We start from the raw sequence: 16,188 nt of genomic DNA, 5'->3' as shown, positions 1-16,188 counted from the left end.
CCTCGATGCCCGCCTCTGTCGTCGTGCGCCCGCTGGCGCTCGCCTGTCTGCTTGCGCTGCCGCTGGGGGCTTGCGTCCAGGGTTCGGCCAATCCGGGCGCGGGGAGGGGGGCGGAATTGGCCAGCCTGGTCTCGCGTTCGATCGCCTGCCAGGCAGGCTACCCGCGCGCCAGCACGCTGGAGCGCTTCATCGCCTCCGAGCGCGAGCGCGGCGCGACGCCTGACCAGATTGCCAGCGCGCGCTCGGCCTATGTCACCGTCTCCGAGGCGGAGACGATCAACCAGGACATCCGTCCGCAGGCCTGCACGCCCGAGGAACGCGCCGCGCTCAAGGAGCGGATGGTGCAGGTCCGGGCCGGGCGCTTCGACGCGCTCTGAGCAGGGCTGCCCCATGTCCTTCGCCAAGTCATGCCGCGCCAAGCCGTGCCTTGCGGGGCTGTCCCTGCTTGCTCTCGCCGCCTGCACCGGCACCATCACAGCCTTGCCCGGTACGCCCGAATTCGCGGCGGCCCAGGTGTCGCGCGGCTATGATTGCGGGCTCAAAGTGGACCGCCAAGGCGTGCTGGTGCGGGTCGCGCGGGAAGACCGTCAGCGCTTCCTTTCGACTTCGGCGAGCCTTGCGGTGAAATCCTACAAGGCGCCGCGCCGCTGCGACGCGGCGGAGCGTCTTGCTGTGCAGCGCGAACTGGCGCTCCTGACCCGGCGCTGAATTTCGCTTGCCTGCAGCCGCGCCTTGCGGCCAAACAGCCATCATGTCGCAGGCCTTCGCAGACGCCGTCACAGCCATCGTGGTCGCCTATGACAGCGCCCTGGTCCTGCCTGCCTGCCTGGCGGCGCTGGCAAGCGAGGGCGTGCCGGCGATCGTGGTCGACAACGCCAGTCAGGACGAGACCCGCGCCATCGCGCAGGCGCAAGGCGCTCGGGTGCTCGCCAACGCCTTGAATGAAGGCTATGGCCGCGCCAATAATCGCGGTGTCAACGCAGCCGAGACGCCCTATGTGCTGATCGTCAATCCCGATCTCGAGCTGCAGCACGGCGCGGTGGCGGCGCTGCTGGCGGCCGCGGAGCGCTACCCCGATGCCGGCATGCTCGCGCCGCGCATCGTCGAACCTTCCGGCCGCGTCTTCCTGCAGCCTCGCTCCTTGCTGTCGCCGCCCTATCTCAATCATCCCGGTGAGGCTGTTATCCCGGAAGGGGATGCCTGCCTGCCTTTCCTCTCTGGCGCTTGCCTCCTGATTCGCCGCGACGCCTTCCTGGCGGTGGGCGGCTTCGATCCGGCGATCTTCCTGTTCTATGAGGATGACGACCTCTGCCGCCGCATGCGCGACGCCGGCCACAGCCTTCTCCATGTCGATGCGGCTGAAGCGCGGCACGGCCGGGGCCGCTCCAGCGCACCCTCGCCGCAACGCCGCCTCACGGCCCGCTGGCACCTCGCCTGGTCTGAACGCTATGTCGCCAACAAATACGGCCTGCCTGCTCCAGGGGTGCTCAAGATCATAGAAAATGCCTTTAAAACAATCGGTTACGGGGTCATTCTGAACCGAGACAAGATGTTTGCGCATGCCGGCTCCGTCGCTGGCGCGCTGGCCTGGCTACAGGGAGCGAGCGCGCTCGCACGGCAAGGGCTGGAGGCGAGGCCGTGACGTCCGCGCGTTTCTGTTGCGTTGGCGACGGGATGGTCTGCGGCTCGAACAATTTTGGAATTCTGCGCCTCGTCATGGCGCTCGCCGTGGTCGTCTCGCACGCTTTCAGCGTGGCGACGGGCCATGTCGACGAGGAGCCGCTCATGCATGCCACCGGCTTCACGCTCGGCGAGCATGCGGTCAACGGCTTCTTCGCCATTTCCGGCTTCCTGGTGACGATGAGCTATGAGCGGCGCGGCTGGCGCGATTATGGGCTGGCTCGCCTGCTCAGGATCGTGCCCGGCTTGATCGCGGCCACCCTGTTCGTTTCACTCGTCATCGGAACCGTGATGACACGCCTCGATTGGGCGTCCTATTTCGCGGATGGACAGCTCTGGCGTTTCATCCGGGGCACGCTGACCACCTTCAAGAGCGCGGCAGCGCTACCAGGCGTCTTCGACCAGAATCCGCTCTCCTTCCCGATGGGGACGGTCTGGACCCTGAAATATGAATGCCTCTGCTATCTCGGCGTCCTTGTCGCGGGTCTGGCCGGGTTGTTGTGTCGGCGCAGCTGGGTGCTTTGCCTCTGGGGCCTGCTGCTGGCCGCCGTCATCCTGCGCGAGATCATCGCTCCCAATGGCGCCAAGGGTGTGGAGACCGGGTTGCGCTTGCCGCTGATCTTCGTGACCGGGGGTGTGATCTATCTCTGGCGCGAGCGCGTGCCGCTGTCCGTATGGGGGCTTTGCGGGCTTGCCGTCCTTGTCGCGCTGCTGGCGCGAACGCCGCTCTACAAGGCCGCGCTCTTTTCGGTCACGGCCTGGGGCGTGATCGTGCTGGCTCTAGCGCCGGCCCTGACAGCTTGGCGCAGTACCCCTGCGGTCGATGTCTCCTATGGCGTCTATCTTTATGGCTGGCCGGTACAGCAGGTCTTCTATGCGCTGTTTCCTGCGGCCGGCGCGCTGACCCTGCTCGCGCCTTCTTTGTTGCTGACCCTGCTCCTGGCCGCGGCGAGCTGGTACGTCGTCGAGAGACCGGCGCTCGGGCTCAAGCGTCGCCTGCTCTACGGTTGATCTCGGCCACGAGGTCTTCGACCTGCCCGGACATCAGGAGCGGCAGCAGGTCGGCGACCTGGTCGCGGGGTAGCTCCCACCAGCGCGTCGCCAAGAGCGCTGCGACCTGCGCATCGTCAAAGCGCATCCTGACCACCCGCGCCGGATTGCCGGCGACGATGGCATAGGCGGGCACGTCACGCGTCACCACGGCGCGCGCCGCCACCACCGCACCATGGCCGATCGTGACGCCCGACATCACCATGCATTGCGAGCCGAGCCAGACATCGTGCCCGATGATGACATCACCGCGCGAAGTGTCGCTGCCGGTGATCCCGACAGCCTCCGGCCAGAGCCGGGGCAGGGCCGGAAAGGGATAGGTCGTCGCCCAATCGAGCCGGTGATTGCCGCCGAGCATGATTTCGACGCCATCGGCAATCGAACCGTAGCGGCCAATGCGCAGGCGAACCCCGCTCTCGGGAAAGCGCACCTTCGGCCGGCCATAGGTATAGGCTCCAACCGCGATCTGGCTGGGCCGCCGCGCGATCAGCCGCGCCAGATGCAGCCGCGTCTGGTTGTCGGGGTTGACGTGGCGGCGCAGGGCGCCGCGCAGCACTGGGGCCAGGCCCGACCACCAGGCCGCGAGCGGGCCTGGCCGCCAGTCCTCGTCTTCTGGCGGCAGAATGCCGCCTGGAGCAGTTTCCGATCCGGTTGGATCGTTCAATTGCTCCAGGCCCTTGTTTGAACGCGTTTTCTTCACGCGAATCGGTGTCCGCTTCGCTCGAAAACGCTCTGGCTCACTCGGCATTGGCTTTGAGATCGATCTTGTCGAAGATCTCGGTCGGATCCGTGAGCGTGATCACATCGGCGAGACCGAGCCCGCTGCCGGATTTCGCGCTGGCCTGGACGGTGAGCGTGCCGGGCTTGGCGACGAAACGCGAGACCGCCGCCGTCAGCGTCTTGGCGGCGTCGGACGGGCCCAGGATGGCGGCTAGCCCGAGGCTCGCCATCATGGCGTATTCCCGGCGCAGATCCTCGGGCTTGCGCTTGGCCTTGCGCGCCTCATTGTCGAGCAGCTTCTCGAACAGGCCCTGATTCAGCAGCTTCGCCTCGACCAGGCGCGCGGTCGCGCCCAGCGCCGCGACCTGCGCCAGGGCGAGATCGCTCGAGAACAGATCCTTGGTGACATTGCCCAGCGTGCCCTTGGCCTCGAGCTTGCCCATGCCGGCTCCGCCAAACGAGATCGCGCGGATGGCGAGCTCGCTGCGCGCCGCCTCCCAGGCGAGGTCGATCTTGGCCGAAAGGTCGAGCATGCGGTAGCCCATGGCGATCAGGTCGCGCGCGGCCGGATTGCCGCTCGCTTCCGTGACCGGGGCCAGCAGGTTGTCGATGGTCAGGCCCAGGCTGGTGGGAACGCCATTGAGCTGTTCGCCGGCCTTCAGCTCGAAGGTCTTCAGCCCGACCTTCAAGGGCGCCAAAGCGGGCTGCCCGGGCTTGCCCGGTTGCGGCACATCGACCGAAAGCCCGTCCAGGCGGAGCGTCCCGATGGTCGGGATGAATTTGCGGAAATCGATCGTGTCGAGTTCGGGAGCGGTCTCGGGAGCGGGCTTGGAGAGCAGCGCCTTCAATTCACTGAGGACGGAGCCCATCGCGAAGCCGGAATGGCTCAGCGAATCGATCTGGCCCTTGGCGCCGCCGGCGGCGAATTGCAGGCCCTCGACGGCGAAGCCTGATTTCGCCGGCGCGTCCTCGCCGAAGGCGATCCGCGCGATCTTCATATCGACGGTCTCGGATTTGGCGCTGGACGTCGCCGGCGTGACGATGGTCATCGCCATGTCGCGCGCCTCGCCGCTGCCATAGGAGAAATTGTCGTAGAGCGAGAGCAGGGACAGGCCCATGCGCCGGTCTTCCTCGCTCTTCAGCGAAGGCGGCTTGGCTCCGGGTTCCTTGGCGGCTTTTGCCTGAGCCTCCGACATGGCCATGAACCGTGTCATCACCTCGCCGAGCGGCTCGTCGCCAACCCTGGCAGCAAAACCGCGCCCCGTCGTCTTGCCGAGCGAGACCTTGCCGGCCGCACCCATGTCGAGCGTGTAGCCGTCCTGCTCGAAGCGGCCGAATACCGGCAGCATCGCTTCAGTGACGCCCGGTTGCGCCTTCTCGGTCAGCACGCGCGCCATGTGCTTCAGGTCGAGCGCCTCGAAGCTGGTGCGGAGCAGCTGGCCGCTGATGGACGTCGGGCGGGTGCTTGCGCCACTGGCGATGGCCTTGGCTGCGTCGCCGAGCGCGCCGCCAGCGGACGGCGGCTTCGCGGGGCTTGCGCTGGCGGGAAGCGTCGCCGTAACCGTGCCGCTCGCTGCGGTGCCGCGACCGATCTTGCCGTCCTTCACATCGGAAAAGCGGATATCGCGATAGCGGGTGACCTGCTTCTGGTCGCCGATCGCCTGCTCGATGGTCAGTTCCGGCGCACTGATCTCGGTGGCGTTGAGCTTGCTCATCCGGGAGACGGCGCTTTCGCCTGTGCTGCCGTTGAACAGGGAGACGAAGGCCTCACGCTCTAGCGCCGAGCCCTTCACGTCGATCTTGGGCACTGCGATCACGACGGCGCCGAAATCGAGCTTCAGCCCGTCGATCTGGAAATCAGCGGCCCGGGCCGGTTGCTGCGCGAGCGCGATGAGGATGGTGGCAAGAGCCGCGCAGCGGTAGCTCGTCAGCCGTTGGAGGGGCAAAGCGATCATGAAACTCTCCCGTTTGGGTGCGCGACCCTGCCGCAACGCCGCGACGAAGGGAAGCGGGGCGACAGGCTGTGCGTGACGAAATACTTGACCAATTCCGAGCTATCGCCGGTATCTGTCGGAAATTCGCCATCTCCCGGGTCGAGAGAGGGCGTCGTTTGCCGCAGCCGGGGAGCACTAAGCCATGCGGGCCGCCTTGTCTTTCATTACTGCTTGCCTTGCCTGGGTCGCCCTGGCTGCAGGGCCGTCTCCCGCTCTGGCGCAAGCTGCGGCTCCCGCCGCCGGGCTCGAGCAGCTCGTCATCGTCAGCGGCGGCACGCGCCATGTCTTCCAGGTTGAGGTCATGCGCACGCCCGACCAGCGCGCCAAGGGGCTGATGTACCGCAACTATATGCCCGAGGACCGCGGCATGCTGTTCGATTTCGCCCGCACCGAACCGGTCGCGATGTGGATGCAGAACACCTATATTCCGCTCGACATGCTTTTCATCCGCGCCAATGGCACGATCTCGCGCATCGCGGAGCGCACCGAGCCGATGTCGACCCGCACGATTCCCTCGGGCGAGCCGGTGCTCTCGGTGCTGGAGATCAATGGCGGCGTCGCCGAGAAGCTCGGCATCAAGCCCGGCGACAAGGTCGAGCATGTCTTGTTCAAGCGCTGATGTGTTCATCGCTTGATTCTTGTCATCGTCTGATTCTTGGCTTTCGCTTGCGGCGCAAGCCCGCGCCGTGATAGCCAACCGCGACGCGAGGAGTGCTCAGTCGGGGTATAGCGCAGCCCGGTAGCGCATCTGCTTTGGGAGCAGAGGGTCCCAGGTTCGAATCCTGGTGCCCCGACCAGCCTTCTCGTTTCGAAACGGTTCGCCATAGGCGGGCCTGGGCAATTCTGGTGACGGCCGAGCGAGACCATGACCGCACGCATTTACCGCCCCGCCCGCACTGCGATGCAGTCCGGCACCGCCAAGACCGATCGCTGGCTGCTGGAATATGAGCCGGAGCGTCCGCGCGAGATCGAGCCGCTGATGGGCTGGACCTCGTCTGGCGATATGAAGAGCCAGCTCAAGCTCTGGTTCGACAGCGAGGCGGAAGCCGTCGCCTATGCCACGCGCAACGGCATCGCCTACCGGGTCGAGCAGCCCCATGAGGCCAAGCGCCGCTCGATGGCCTATGCCGATAATTTCAAGTTCAGCCGCGTCGGGCAGTGGACGCACTGATCAATACGCGCCGCGTCCTGCGTGGCGCGCGAGCGAGACAGGCGAGGGCGCTTGCGCCTAAGCCCACGGGCCCGTAGCTCAGATGGATAGAGCAGCAGCCTTCTAAGCTGCTGGTCGCTGGTTCGAATCCAGCCGGGCTCGCCATATTTCTTCGGGGTTTTGGCCATTTCGGCAGCCTCGGAAAGTTGGAAGGAGGTTGCCGCCTTCCAATTCGGTTTCACCATCGCTCCCAGCAGGCGCCCCCTGACGCGACCAGCCAGGCCGGTCTTATCGAGTTCGACTGCCGTGTCGACGTCGAGCAGGGCACACGTCTCATGAAGCGCGTGCGAGGTCCGGATTCTGTCCGCCAGCTTCGCGGACTGCCCCCTGGTTGGATGCGCCGCTGGCGAGCGCCTGGCTGCTGCCCGAGTGCATGGCGAAAAAGCTTGTTGCTCCGCCACGAGGCTCATAGCTTGGGGTGACGTTGCGTTATGTTTTCGGCGGCGCGGTTATCCTTGGGCGGCTGGGGGGGCAAGTTGATGCTGGAAAACTATCTGCGCCGTGGCGTTCGGCTGAAATGGTTGCCGCCGCGCTCACAAACCAGCGACAACAATGGCGCAGTGATACCGACGCCGCCCGTGTCGCCGAACCCGATCAATTATGACGGGATGGACGACCAGATCCTGGCAGGCTTCCACGCCAATACGCTGGGCCTGAGGATGGGGCAGTCGATCCCCTATCGCTGGCTTTCATATGTCGCCGGCCGCACCACCACCATGCCGCTTGCCGGTGGCGACGTCCTCACCGGGCCGATGAGCGGCTGCCTGATTGCGACCTGGACGGATGGCGGCGCGAAGATCGCGCATGTCGGCACCATCGACAACAACCTCGCGGCCAGCACCAAGGTGAAGCGGACCTTTGCAGCGGAAGCGGGCGCGGCGGGAAACCTGACTGCTTTCAACCCCGCAGCCGTCTGGAACCCAGGCGAGATCGCTGCCGCCATGGGCACGCGCGCCATGGGCTTCCAGATTTACGCGCTCGTGACCGGGCTCGGCAGCTATTTCTCTGTGCTCATCTTCGAGCTGCCGATCGGCCACGGCAACAACCTCGCCGGGCGTGGCTTCCAGCGTGTCGTCGGGGGGATCAAGCCGGTGCCGGTGATGGCAGGCGTGCGGCTGCGTGCCTTTCTGATGTCCTGAGCAGCGCCACGCAAGAGCTTCCAACTTGCCCCGGGAAAGGCAGGTGGCTATAGGACGCCTGCGTTGGAAAAGGTCTTGTCAGATCAGCTAGAGCGCCGCGCCTTCGGCACGCCAAGGCTTCAGATTTCGGGAATTGTCATGAGCGATGTCAGGGACAGCAACGGCACGGCGCTGAAAGACGGCGATTCCGTGACCTTGATCAAGGATCTCAAGGTCAAGGGAACCTCCGTCACGCTGAAGCGTGGCACGCTGGTCAAGAACATTCGCCTGACGGACGATCCGGGTGAGATCGAGTGCAATGCCGAGAAGGTGAAGGGCCTCGTACTGAAGACCGAGTTCCTCAAGCGCGCCTGAATTCAGCTCTCAATCGTCCCGGCCCCAATTGCGCAGGCGCTTGATCGCCGCTCGAAGATCGCGCGGCCGCTGGCGCCACAGGCCGCGCGCCAGCCCGAACGCGAAAAACAGCCCGAAACTCGGCAATGCGATGGCGAGCGGCGCTGTCACCAGCCCCATGGCGCAGCCGCCGGAATCGCCTACGCCGCATTTCGGGTCGAAGATCATCGCCGCGATCACGAGCAGCACTGCAATCAATGGCCCCAGCAGCAAGCCCCAGAGGCCGCTGCGTATCGCCCCGAGAAGAAGCCTGCCCATCGCCGTCTCCAGTTGGAACCCAAGCTAGAGCATCGGCCCGAAAAGTGAGAACCGGTTTTCGGGACAAGCCGATGCATAGTCAAAGCTCTACAGCATCGGTCTGTCATGGCGTTTGGCTTGCAGCGCCGCGACAGGCGGCGTAAACCGCGCCGGTCATGGCTTTCGAGGCATGGCTCCGCCTTGATCGCGCCCGAAAGGCTCGTCATCCGGGCACAGCTCCGCTATGGGCTTTCGCTCGTGATGAGGGGCTGCCACACCGGCACGTCACGAGCGCGACCTCGGTCGCAAGGATCATCATGGTTTCGCTGACCCCTGCGATCGACCGCATCACGAGCTTTGCTTCAGCGAGCCATCTGCGCGCCTGCGTGCTGCTGTTCCTGCTGGCGCTCGCCGCGTTCCTGCCGGGCTTCAGCACGCTCCAGCCGCTTGACCGCGACGAACCGCGCTTCGCTCAAGCCTCCAAGCAGATGCTGGAGAGCGGCGATTTCGTCGATATCCGCTTCCAGGCCGAGGCGCGTCACAAGAAGCCGGTCGGCATCTACTGGCTGCAGAGCGCGGCGGTCTCGGCCGGCGAGGCGCTCGGCGTGCCGCAGGCGCGGACCCAGATCTGGCTCTACCGCTTGCCCTCGCTGGTCGGCGCCGTGGCGGCTGTGCTCCTGAGCTATTGGGCGCTGCTCGCCTTCGTCAGCCCGCCATTGGCCTTGCTCGGCGGCGCCTTGATGGCTGCTTGTGTGCTGCTCGGCGTCGAGGCGCGCATCGCCAAGACCGATGCGGTGCTGGCCGCCTGCGCGGTCGCGACCATGGGCGCACTCGCGCGGACCTGGCTCGACTGGACACGCTCGCTCGCCTTTGTGCCGAGCCGCTGGAACTGGCTCGTCTTCTGGGGCGCCACCGCGATCGCCTTGCTGATCAAGGGGCCGATCGTGCCGATGGTCTGGGGCCTCGCCATGATCGTGCTCTGCGTGAGCGAACGTGGCGTCCGCTGGTTGAAGCCGCTGCGCTTCGGGCCGGGCCTGCTGCTCTGCCTCATCGTCGTGCTGCCCTGGTTCATCGCCATTATGATGAAGACGGGTGGTTCCTTCTTCGCTGAGAGCGTCGGCCAGGACATGCTCGGCAAGGTCTCCGAGGGCCAGGAGAAGCATTGGGGGCCGCCTGGGCTCTATCTGCTGATCTTCTTCGGCACCTATTGGCCGGCGGCGGCATTCGCGGCGATGGCGATCCCCTTCGCCTGGGTGCGCCGCCGCGAACCGCAGATCCTGTTCCTGCTGGCCTGGATCATCCCGTCCTGGATCGTCTTCGAGGCGGTGCCGACCAAGCTGCCGCATTATGTCCTGCCGCTTTATCCGGCAATCACCGCCCTGCTGCTGCTGGCGCTCGTCAATGGCGGTATCGACCGCTTCCGGCGTGGCGCCGTGGCGACCGCCGCGCTGGTGTTCCTGGTCCCGCTCGCGCTTGTCGGGGTGATCCTCTACGGCAACTGGACGCTCGACCAGACCTTGCCCTATCTGGCGCTGCCGCTGCTTGTCCTGATGCTGCTCGTCGCCTGGCGCGTGGTCGCGGCCTTCCGTCGTGGCGATCTCGAAGGCGCGCTCTGGCGCTGCGTGCTGGCGAGCCTCCTGCTCGGCGCCGGCGTCTATGGTTTCGCTGTCGAAAGCCTGCGTTCGTTGAAGCTGTCGCCGCGCCTGGCCGAGACCGTCGCCACGGCCGGCTGCACCGATCCCAAAGTCATCACGGCGGGTTATCGCGAGCCGAGCCTGGTCTTCCTGACCGGCACCGATCTTGCCATGGCGGCGGACGGCGCGGCGGCGGCGTCCTTCCTGGGCCAGCCCGGCTGCCGCGTCGCCTTCGTCGAGAAGCGCTTCGCGGCCGAGTTCCAGACGGCGATCTCCCAGGCCGGCTTGACGCCGCGGCTGCTGACCACGCTGAACGGTTTCAATCTCAATGGCGGCCGCCGGCTCGAGATCGCGGTGTTCGTGCGCCCGTGAGCCAGATGAATGTTCCTTGCCGCGCAGCCCCGCTTGACGCAGGTTGCGCGCCGTTTTCCCGGATGATGTCCCGTTGACCGACAGCCCCGCAGTTCCACCGCCGATCCTCAGCGTCGTCGTCCCCGTCCGCAACGAGGTCGGCAATGTCGGCCCCTTGCTGGCCGACATCGAGACCGCCTGCGCCACGATCAGTGGTTTCGAGGTGATCTTCGTCAATGACGGCTCGAGCGATGGCACCGCGCAGGCGCTGGCGGGGCTGATAGTGAGCCGGCCCTGGCTGCGCGTCGTCACTCACGCCCAGTCCTGCGGTCAGAGCGCGGCCGTGCGCAGCGGCGTACGCCATGCCCGCTCGGCGATCGTCGCGACGCTCGACGGCGATGGCCAGAACGACCCGGCTTTCCTGCCGCGCATGCTGGAGGCGCTGCAGCAGGCGGGTCTGCAGGCCGGACTCGTGCAGGGGCAGCGCGTCGGGCGTAAGGACACCGGCTTCAAGAAGCTGCAATCGCGCATCGCCAACGGCGTGCGCGGGCGCATCCTCAAGGACGGCACGCGCGACACCGGCTGCGGCCTGAAATGCTTTCGCCGCGAGGCCTATCTCGCCCTGCCTTATTTTGATGCGCTGCACCGCTTCATGCCGGCGCTGATGGCGCGCGAGGGCTATGGCATCGTGCATGTCGAGGTCCGTGACCGGCCCCGGCTCACCGGCGTCTCGAATTACGGCTTTTTCGACCGGCTGTGGGTCGGTATTCTAGACCTTGCCGGCGTCTGGTGGCTGATCCGCCGGCGCAAGCGCATTCCTCAGATCGTGCCGGACACGCAATCATGATCATCTCGATCGGCCACGCCGTATCCGACTATATCTACGACGTCTTCGTGCTGAAGTTCGACTTCTGGCTCGCCTTCGGCATCATCGCGCAGTTGCTCTTCACAGCGCGCTTCCTGGTGCAGTGGCTCGTCAGCGAGCGCGAGGGCAACTCCGTGATGCCGCTCTCCTTCTGGTATTTTTCGATGGCCGGCGGCGCGATGACGCTGGTTTACGGCATCGTCAAGCGCGAACCTATCATCATCATGGGTCAGGCGCTGGCGGTGGTGATCTATGTGCGCAATCTCATGCTGATCTTCAGCAATCGCAAAAGGCGCTCGGCCTCATAGAGCGTTGCGCGAAAAAGTGGGTACCGGTTTTTCGCAGAAGCAATGCTCTAAACTCCAGGAATCGATCACGTTTTTCGCATTCGGACGTTACCGCCCGAATGCGACGTGATCGAGCGTCAGGTCGTCGGGCGAAAACCCGTAGCGCGCCATCATGCTGCGGTGCCAGGCGCTGCCGAGCTGGCTGCGCAAGGCTTCATCGAAACGCCGCCTGAAACCGGCCGCCGATTTGGCGAAGGCAAAAGCGCCGCGAGCCGGCATCGCGGCTCCCACCGTGACGACGGCAAGCTTGGGGTCGGGGTGGAGCGCGAGGTAGCCGCGATGCGCCATGGCGACGCTGGCATAGGCGTCGGCACGTCCCGATCGCACCAAATCCACGGCATCCTCCTGCGTGGCGACCCGCAGGATGCGATCATCGAGGATGCCTGCTTTCAATCCGGTCTGCTCCTGGACCTGATCGGACACGACGGCGAGCCGTGAACGCCCATCGCGCGCCAGGGCTTCATAACTCGTCAGGCGCGCGCTATCCGCCTGCCTGGTCATCAGGCCGTCGGCCAGAGCCCAGACCGGATGGCTGAAATCAACGAGTTCCAGCCGCTCCGGTGAGATGAAGAGCGGGGTGGTGATCGTCCAGCGCCCGTCGACGAGGCCGGGCAACAGTTCGGCGAAGCTCGTCAGCCGGGTCTCGAACGAAACGATGCCAAGCGCCTTCAGCACGGCCGTCACCAGCTCGACATCACTGCCTCCCGCCGTCCCGCCCTCTGCTGGAAAGCAGAAGGGCGGTTCGTCGAGATAGGCGAAGACGATCGGGCTCGATGGGCTATCCGCCACGCCTCAGCTCGCCGCGCGCAGCCGGGCGAAACCGGCGTCGAGATCGGCCTTCAGATCCTCGAGGTCCTCGAGCCCGATATGCAGGCGGATCGTCGGCCCCGCGAAGTTTGGCATCGTCGCCGTGCGGTAGGGCTTGCAGTCGAAAGGCAGGACGAGGCTCTCATAGCCGCCCCAGGACGCGCCCATGCCGAACAGGGTCAGGCCGTCCAGCATGGCGCCGACAGCTTTCATCGCCACGGGCTTCAGCTCGATCGCAAACAGCGAGGAGGCGCCGGTGAAGTCGCGCTTCCAGAGCGCGTGGCCTGGGTCGCTCGGCAGCGCCGGGTGCAGCACCCGCGCCACTTCCGGGCGCTCGCTCAGCCACTGCGCCATGTCCAGGCCAGCCGGCATCTGCTCCTTCAAGCGAATATGCATGGTGCGGATGCCGCGCAGCGTCAGGAAGGCGTCCTCGGGCGCGATGATGACGCCGAGCGTCTCCCAGCAGTCCCGGACCAGCTTGTAGAGCTCGGGCGTACGCGCCGAGACGGTGCCGATTAGCACGTCGGAATGTCCGGCGTAGTACTTCGTGCCAGCCTGCACCGAGATGTCGACGCCGAATTTGTGGCTGTCGAAGAACAGCGGCGTCGCCCAGGTGTTGTCCATCAGCACCAGCACGTCGCGGGCATGCGCGGCTTCTACGATGGCCGGAATGTCCTGCATCTCGAAGGTCTGCGAGCCCGGCGCCTCGGTCCAGACAGCCTTGGTGTTCGGCTTGAACAGCTTCGCGATATCGCCGCCGACGGCGGGATCGTAATAGCTGACCTCGATGCCCAGGCGCGGCAGCATCTTGTTGCAGAAGTTGCGCGTCGGCCGGTAGACGCTGTCGGTCACCAGAAGGTGATCGCCGGCCGAGAGCACCGCTAGCATCGGCAAGGTGCAGGCGAGCAGGCCCGAGGGGCAGACGACGACGCCAGCGCCGCCTTCCATGGTGTTCAGCGCCGCGATCAGCGCATCGATCGTCGGGTTGCCCTGCGTGCCGTAGGTGTAGCGCGACTTCCGGGCGAGGAAATCCTCCATATTGGGATAGATCACCGTCGAGCCGCGCACGATTGCGGGATTGACGAAACCATAGCTATCGGCCGGATCGCGGCCTGCAAGGACGAGGCGGGTTTTCTCGCGCAGGCGCGCGAAGTCAGGCGGGGACAGCTTTTTCATGGATGGAATCGCGAGGCCGTTCTTTGGTTCCGGGTCAGGCTTGACCACCCTTCGAAACTTGCATGTGATGCGAAGGCGGGAAAGAGGCGTGCCGGATATGGGCCGTTGCTTGACGCTCATGAGCGTCTCTGGCAATCGACCTTGGGGACGCCGCTTAATTCCTGTGCAATCAGAGCGGGCAAAATGCCTGCAGGCGGCGAAGCCGATGACGGCCTGCCGGCCCGGCCGGACAGGAGACCTCAATGGGAGAGAGAGCAATGAAGAAATTTTTGGCAGCCGCGATCGCAGGGCTTGGGCTCGCGGTCACCGCCACAGCGGTTTCGGCGCAGGCGCCTGCGACTTTGGCCCAGGTCAAGTCGCGCAACATCCTCAACTGCGGTTCCAACACCGGCCTCGCCGGCTTCGGCGTGCCGGACGCCCAGGGCAACTGGGTCGGCCTCGATGTCGATTACTGCCGTGCTATCGCCGCGGCGATCTTCAACGATGCCAACAAGGTCAAGTTCATCCCGCTTTCGGCGAAGGACCGCTTCACCGCGCTGCAGTCGGGCGAGGTCGATCTGCTCGTCCGCAACTCGACCTGGACGATGTCGCGCGACACCTCGCTCGGCCTGCTCTTCACCGGCGTGAACTACTATGACGGCCAGGGCTTCCTGGTCCGCAAGAAGCTCGGCGTCACCTCGGCGCTGCAGCTTTCAGGCGCCTCGGTCTGCACCCAGCAGGGCACCACGACCGAGCTGAACCTGGCCGACTTCTTCCGCGCCAATAACCTGAAGTACGAAGTCGTCGCCTTCGCCTCCTCCGACGAGACGGTCAAGGCCTATGACGCCGGCCGCTGCGACGCCTTCACCACCGACGCCTCGGGCCTCTATGCCGAGCGCCTGAAGCTGACGGCGCCGGACGATCACATGGTCCTGCCCGAGATCATCTCCAAGGAGCCGCTCGGCCCGTCCGTCCGCAACACCGATGCGCAGTGGTTCAACCTGGTGAAGTGGGTGCACTACGCCATGCTGAACGCCGAGGAGCTCGGCGTGACCAAGGCCAATGTCGACGAGATGCTGAAGTCGCCCAATCCCGAGATCAAGCGTCTGCTCGGCGTCGAGGGCAAGTTCGGCGAAGGCGTCGGCCTCACGGCCGATTGGGCCTACCGCATCGTCAAGCTGGTCGGCAATTACGGCGAATCCTTCGAGAAGAACGTCGGCCAGGGCTCGCTGCTGAAGATCGCACGCGGCCAGAATGGTCTCTGGACCAAGGGCGGCCTGCAATACGCCCCGCCGGTTCGCTGACATCAAACCAAATCCGGGCGCCGACATTGTTCGGCGCCCGGGCTGCTCACGCCGAATAGGTCCTCATAAACCGCAGAATATGCGGCTCTAGGTGCCCAGAATACGCGAGAGCGGATGAACCGCTCCGGATAGGGGACTACCATGAAACGATTGCTCGTAGCGGCGCTCGCGCTTGCCGCATTCCTTCCTGGCGTTGAACACGCCCAGGCACAGACCTCCTCGCTCGCAACGGTCAAGAACCGCGGCGAACTCATTTGCGGCGTCAGCCCGGGCTTGGCCGGCTTCGGCATACCTGATGCGCAAGGAAACTGGGTCGGCCTTGATGTCGATCTGTGCCGTGCTATCGCGGCCGAGATCTTCAACGATGCCAGCAAGGTCAAGTTCGTTCCGCTGTCGTCGAAGGACCGCTTCACCGCGCTTCAGTCAGGCGAGGTCGATCTGCTGTCGCGGACGAGCACCTGGACGATGGCACGCGACACCGCGCTCGGCTTGAGCTTCTCGACCGTGAACTATTATGACGGCCAGGCCTTCCTGGTTCAGAAGAAGCTCGGCGTCCAATCCGCCCTGAAGCTCGATGGCGCGTCGATCTGCCTGCAGCAGGGCACGACGACCGAGTTGAACGTCGCGGATTTCTTCCGCGCCAACAAGATCAAGTACGAGGTCGTCGCCTTCGACAAGGGTGACGAGGCGATCAAGGCCTTCGAATCCGGACGCTGCGATGCGCTGACCGACGACTCCTCCGCGCTCTACGCCCTGCGCCTGAAGCTGACCGCGCCCGAGGATGCCGTCGTCCTCCCCGAGATCATCTCCAAGGAACCGCTTGGCCCGGTTGTCCGCAGCAGCGACATGCAGTGGATCAACCTGGTGAAATGGACGCATTTCGCGATGCTGAACGCGGAAGAGTTCGGCATCACCAAGGCGAATGTCGACGAGATGCTCAAATCGGCCAACCCCGAGATCCGGCGCCTGCTCGGTGTCGAGGGCAAGTTCGGCGAAGCGGTCGGCCTGAGCAATGACTGGGCCTACCGGGCCATCAAGCTCGTCGGCAATTACGGCGAGGCGTTCGAGCGCAATGTCGGTGCTGGCTCCGTGCTCAAAATTGCCCGTGGAAAGAATGCGCTGTGGACCAACGGGGGATTGCAATACGCTCCTCCGGTCCGTTGATCGATTCAGCGGAGCGTCGGTTCTGCCGGCGCTCCGTTCGCGGTTTGGTCGCGACGGCTTTATTTTGTGAGGGAAGAAGGGGAGGATACCGGGCGAGGATCGTTTGGTCCGGGACTTGCTACCATTTCGAGAACGGGA

Annotated in this window: 18 protein-coding genes and 2 tRNA genes; 15 read left to right on the top strand and 5 right to left on the bottom strand. The window is 65.3% G+C overall.

Going from position 1 to position 16,188, the window contains the following annotated elements; all coding sequences use genetic code 11:
* The first annotated feature begins 5 nt into the window (after positions 1–5).
* Genes ACSQ3P_RS06695 through ACSQ3P_RS06680 form a run of 4 tightly spaced genes read left to right on the top strand, consistent with a single transcriptional unit; the run spans position 6 to position 2,691 of the window.
* On the top strand, positions 6–377 hold the full coding sequence (locus tag ACSQ3P_RS06695) for a hypothetical protein (RefSeq protein ID WP_436164791.1): 372 nt from the start codon (positions 6–8) through the stop codon (positions 375–377).
* Positions 378–390: 13 nt separating this feature from the next.
* Complete coding sequence (locus tag ACSQ3P_RS06690) at positions 391–708, top strand: hypothetical protein (protein WP_436164790.1); 318 nt, start codon at positions 391–393, stop codon at positions 706–708.
* A gap of 43 nt (positions 709–751) precedes the next feature.
* Positions 752–1,642, top strand: a complete 891-nt coding sequence (locus ACSQ3P_RS06685) for a glycosyltransferase family 2 protein (RefSeq protein WP_436164789.1) — start codon at positions 752–754, stop codon at positions 1,640–1,642.
* A 32-nt stretch (positions 1,643–1,674) separates the two neighbouring features.
* Positions 1,675–2,691, top strand: coding sequence for an acyltransferase family protein (locus ACSQ3P_RS06680; RefSeq protein WP_436165175.1), 1,017 nt, complete (start codon positions 1,675–1,677; stop codon positions 2,689–2,691).
* Here ACSQ3P_RS06680 and ACSQ3P_RS06675 read toward each other — a convergent pair.
* Together ACSQ3P_RS06675 and ACSQ3P_RS06670 are read right to left on the bottom strand one after the other, a co-directional pair.
* On the bottom strand, positions 2,666–3,283 hold the full coding sequence (locus ACSQ3P_RS06675; RefSeq protein ID WP_436165174.1) for a CatB-related O-acetyltransferase: 618 nt from the start codon (positions 3,281–3,283) through the stop codon (positions 2,666–2,668). The genes ACSQ3P_RS06680 and ACSQ3P_RS06675 overlap by 26 nt on opposite strands.
* 184 nt (positions 3,284–3,467) lie before the next feature.
* A complete protein-coding gene (locus ACSQ3P_RS06670; protein ID WP_436164788.1) occupies positions 3,468–5,405 on the bottom strand; it encodes a hypothetical protein in 1,938 nt (645 codons plus the stop codon).
* A 181-nt stretch (positions 5,406–5,586) separates the two neighbouring features.
* Here ACSQ3P_RS06670 and ACSQ3P_RS06665 point away from each other — a divergent pair, with 181 nt between their 5' ends.
* The 6 genes from ACSQ3P_RS06665 (at position 5,587) to ACSQ3P_RS06640 (ending at position 8,147) form a co-directional block, all read left to right on the top strand.
* On the top strand, positions 5,587–6,063 hold the full coding sequence (locus ACSQ3P_RS06665; RefSeq protein ID WP_436164787.1) for a DUF192 domain-containing protein: 477 nt from the start codon (positions 5,587–5,589) through the stop codon (positions 6,061–6,063).
* 101 nt (positions 6,064–6,164) lie between these two features.
* Positions 6,165–6,241: transfer RNA gene (locus tag ACSQ3P_RS06660), tRNA-Pro, on the top strand.
* 68 nt (positions 6,242–6,309) lie between these two features.
* On the top strand, positions 6,310–6,615 hold the full coding sequence (locus ACSQ3P_RS06655; protein ID WP_069691335.1) for an ETC complex I subunit: 306 nt from the start codon (positions 6,310–6,312) through the stop codon (positions 6,613–6,615).
* A 67-nt stretch (positions 6,616–6,682) separates the two neighbouring features.
* A tRNA-Arg gene (locus ACSQ3P_RS06650) sits at positions 6,683–6,759 on the top strand.
* A 374-nt stretch (positions 6,760–7,133) separates the two neighbouring features.
* On the top strand, positions 7,134–7,793 hold the full coding sequence (locus tag ACSQ3P_RS06645; protein WP_436164786.1) for a hypothetical protein: 660 nt from the start codon (positions 7,134–7,136) through the stop codon (positions 7,791–7,793).
* Between the two features lie 138 nt (positions 7,794–7,931).
* A complete protein-coding gene (locus ACSQ3P_RS06640; RefSeq protein ID WP_092165111.1) occupies positions 7,932–8,147 on the top strand; it encodes an alkylphosphonate utilization protein in 216 nt (71 codons plus the stop codon).
* Between the two features lie 9 nt (positions 8,148–8,156).
* On the opposite strand, the gene ACSQ3P_RS06635 is transcribed toward ACSQ3P_RS06640, so the two are convergent.
* Positions 8,157–8,444: a hypothetical protein gene (locus tag ACSQ3P_RS06635; protein WP_436164785.1), complete on the bottom strand. Its 288-nt coding sequence runs from the start codon at positions 8,442–8,444 to the stop codon at positions 8,157–8,159.
* A 296-nt stretch (positions 8,445–8,740) separates the two neighbouring features.
* On the opposite strand from ACSQ3P_RS06635, the gene ACSQ3P_RS06630 reads away from it, so the two are divergent.
* The 3 genes from ACSQ3P_RS06630 (at position 8,741) to ACSQ3P_RS06620 (ending at position 11,581) form a co-directional block, all read left to right on the top strand.
* Positions 8,741–10,429: an ArnT family glycosyltransferase gene (locus ACSQ3P_RS06630; RefSeq protein WP_436164784.1), complete on the top strand. Its 1,689-nt coding sequence runs from the start codon at positions 8,741–8,743 to the stop codon at positions 10,427–10,429.
* Positions 10,430–10,502: 73 nt separating this feature from the next.
* Positions 10,503–11,255, top strand: coding sequence for a glycosyltransferase family 2 protein (locus ACSQ3P_RS06625; RefSeq protein ID WP_436164783.1), 753 nt, complete (start codon positions 10,503–10,505; stop codon positions 11,253–11,255).
* Positions 11,252–11,581 carry a lipid-A-disaccharide synthase N-terminal domain-containing protein gene (locus tag ACSQ3P_RS06620; RefSeq protein WP_092165117.1) on the top strand — a complete coding sequence of 110 codons (330 nt, stop codon included), beginning with the start codon at positions 11,252–11,254 and terminating at the stop codon, positions 11,579–11,581. Before ACSQ3P_RS06625 ends, ACSQ3P_RS06620 begins: the two co-directional genes overlap by 4 nt.
* A gap of 87 nt (positions 11,582–11,668) precedes the next feature.
* Here the strand turns inward: ACSQ3P_RS06620 and ACSQ3P_RS06615 are convergent, their stop codons facing one another.
* Together ACSQ3P_RS06615 and metC are read right to left on the bottom strand one after the other, a co-directional pair.
* Positions 11,669–12,409 (bottom strand): transporter substrate-binding domain-containing protein, encoded by a 741-nt coding sequence (locus ACSQ3P_RS06615; protein ID WP_436164782.1) that lies wholly within the window; start codon positions 12,407–12,409, stop codon positions 11,669–11,671.
* Between the two features lie 3 nt (positions 12,410–12,412).
* Positions 12,413–13,603 carry a cystathionine beta-lyase gene (gene metC / locus ACSQ3P_RS06610; protein WP_436164781.1) on the bottom strand — a complete coding sequence of 397 codons (1,191 nt, stop codon included), beginning with the start codon at positions 13,601–13,603 and terminating at the stop codon, positions 12,413–12,415.
* A gap of 257 nt (positions 13,604–13,860) precedes the next feature.
* Between metC and ACSQ3P_RS06605 the strand changes: the two genes are divergently transcribed.
* On the top strand, positions 13,861–14,886 hold the full coding sequence (locus ACSQ3P_RS06605; protein ID WP_436164780.1) for an amino acid ABC transporter substrate-binding protein: 1,026 nt from the start codon (positions 13,861–13,863) through the stop codon (positions 14,884–14,886).
* Between the two features lie 141 nt (positions 14,887–15,027).
* On the top strand, positions 15,028–16,050 hold the full coding sequence (locus tag ACSQ3P_RS06600; RefSeq protein WP_436164779.1) for an amino acid ABC transporter substrate-binding protein: 1,023 nt from the start codon (positions 15,028–15,030) through the stop codon (positions 16,048–16,050).
* Positions 16,051–16,188: the final 138 nt, after the last annotated feature.

The sequence above is a fragment of the Allobosea sp. LjRoot9 genome, assembly GCF_964252745.1.
Lineage (GTDB): Bacteria > Pseudomonadota > Alphaproteobacteria > Rhizobiales > Beijerinckiaceae > Allobosea.
This window is presented reverse-complemented; position numbering and strand designations above follow the sequence as displayed.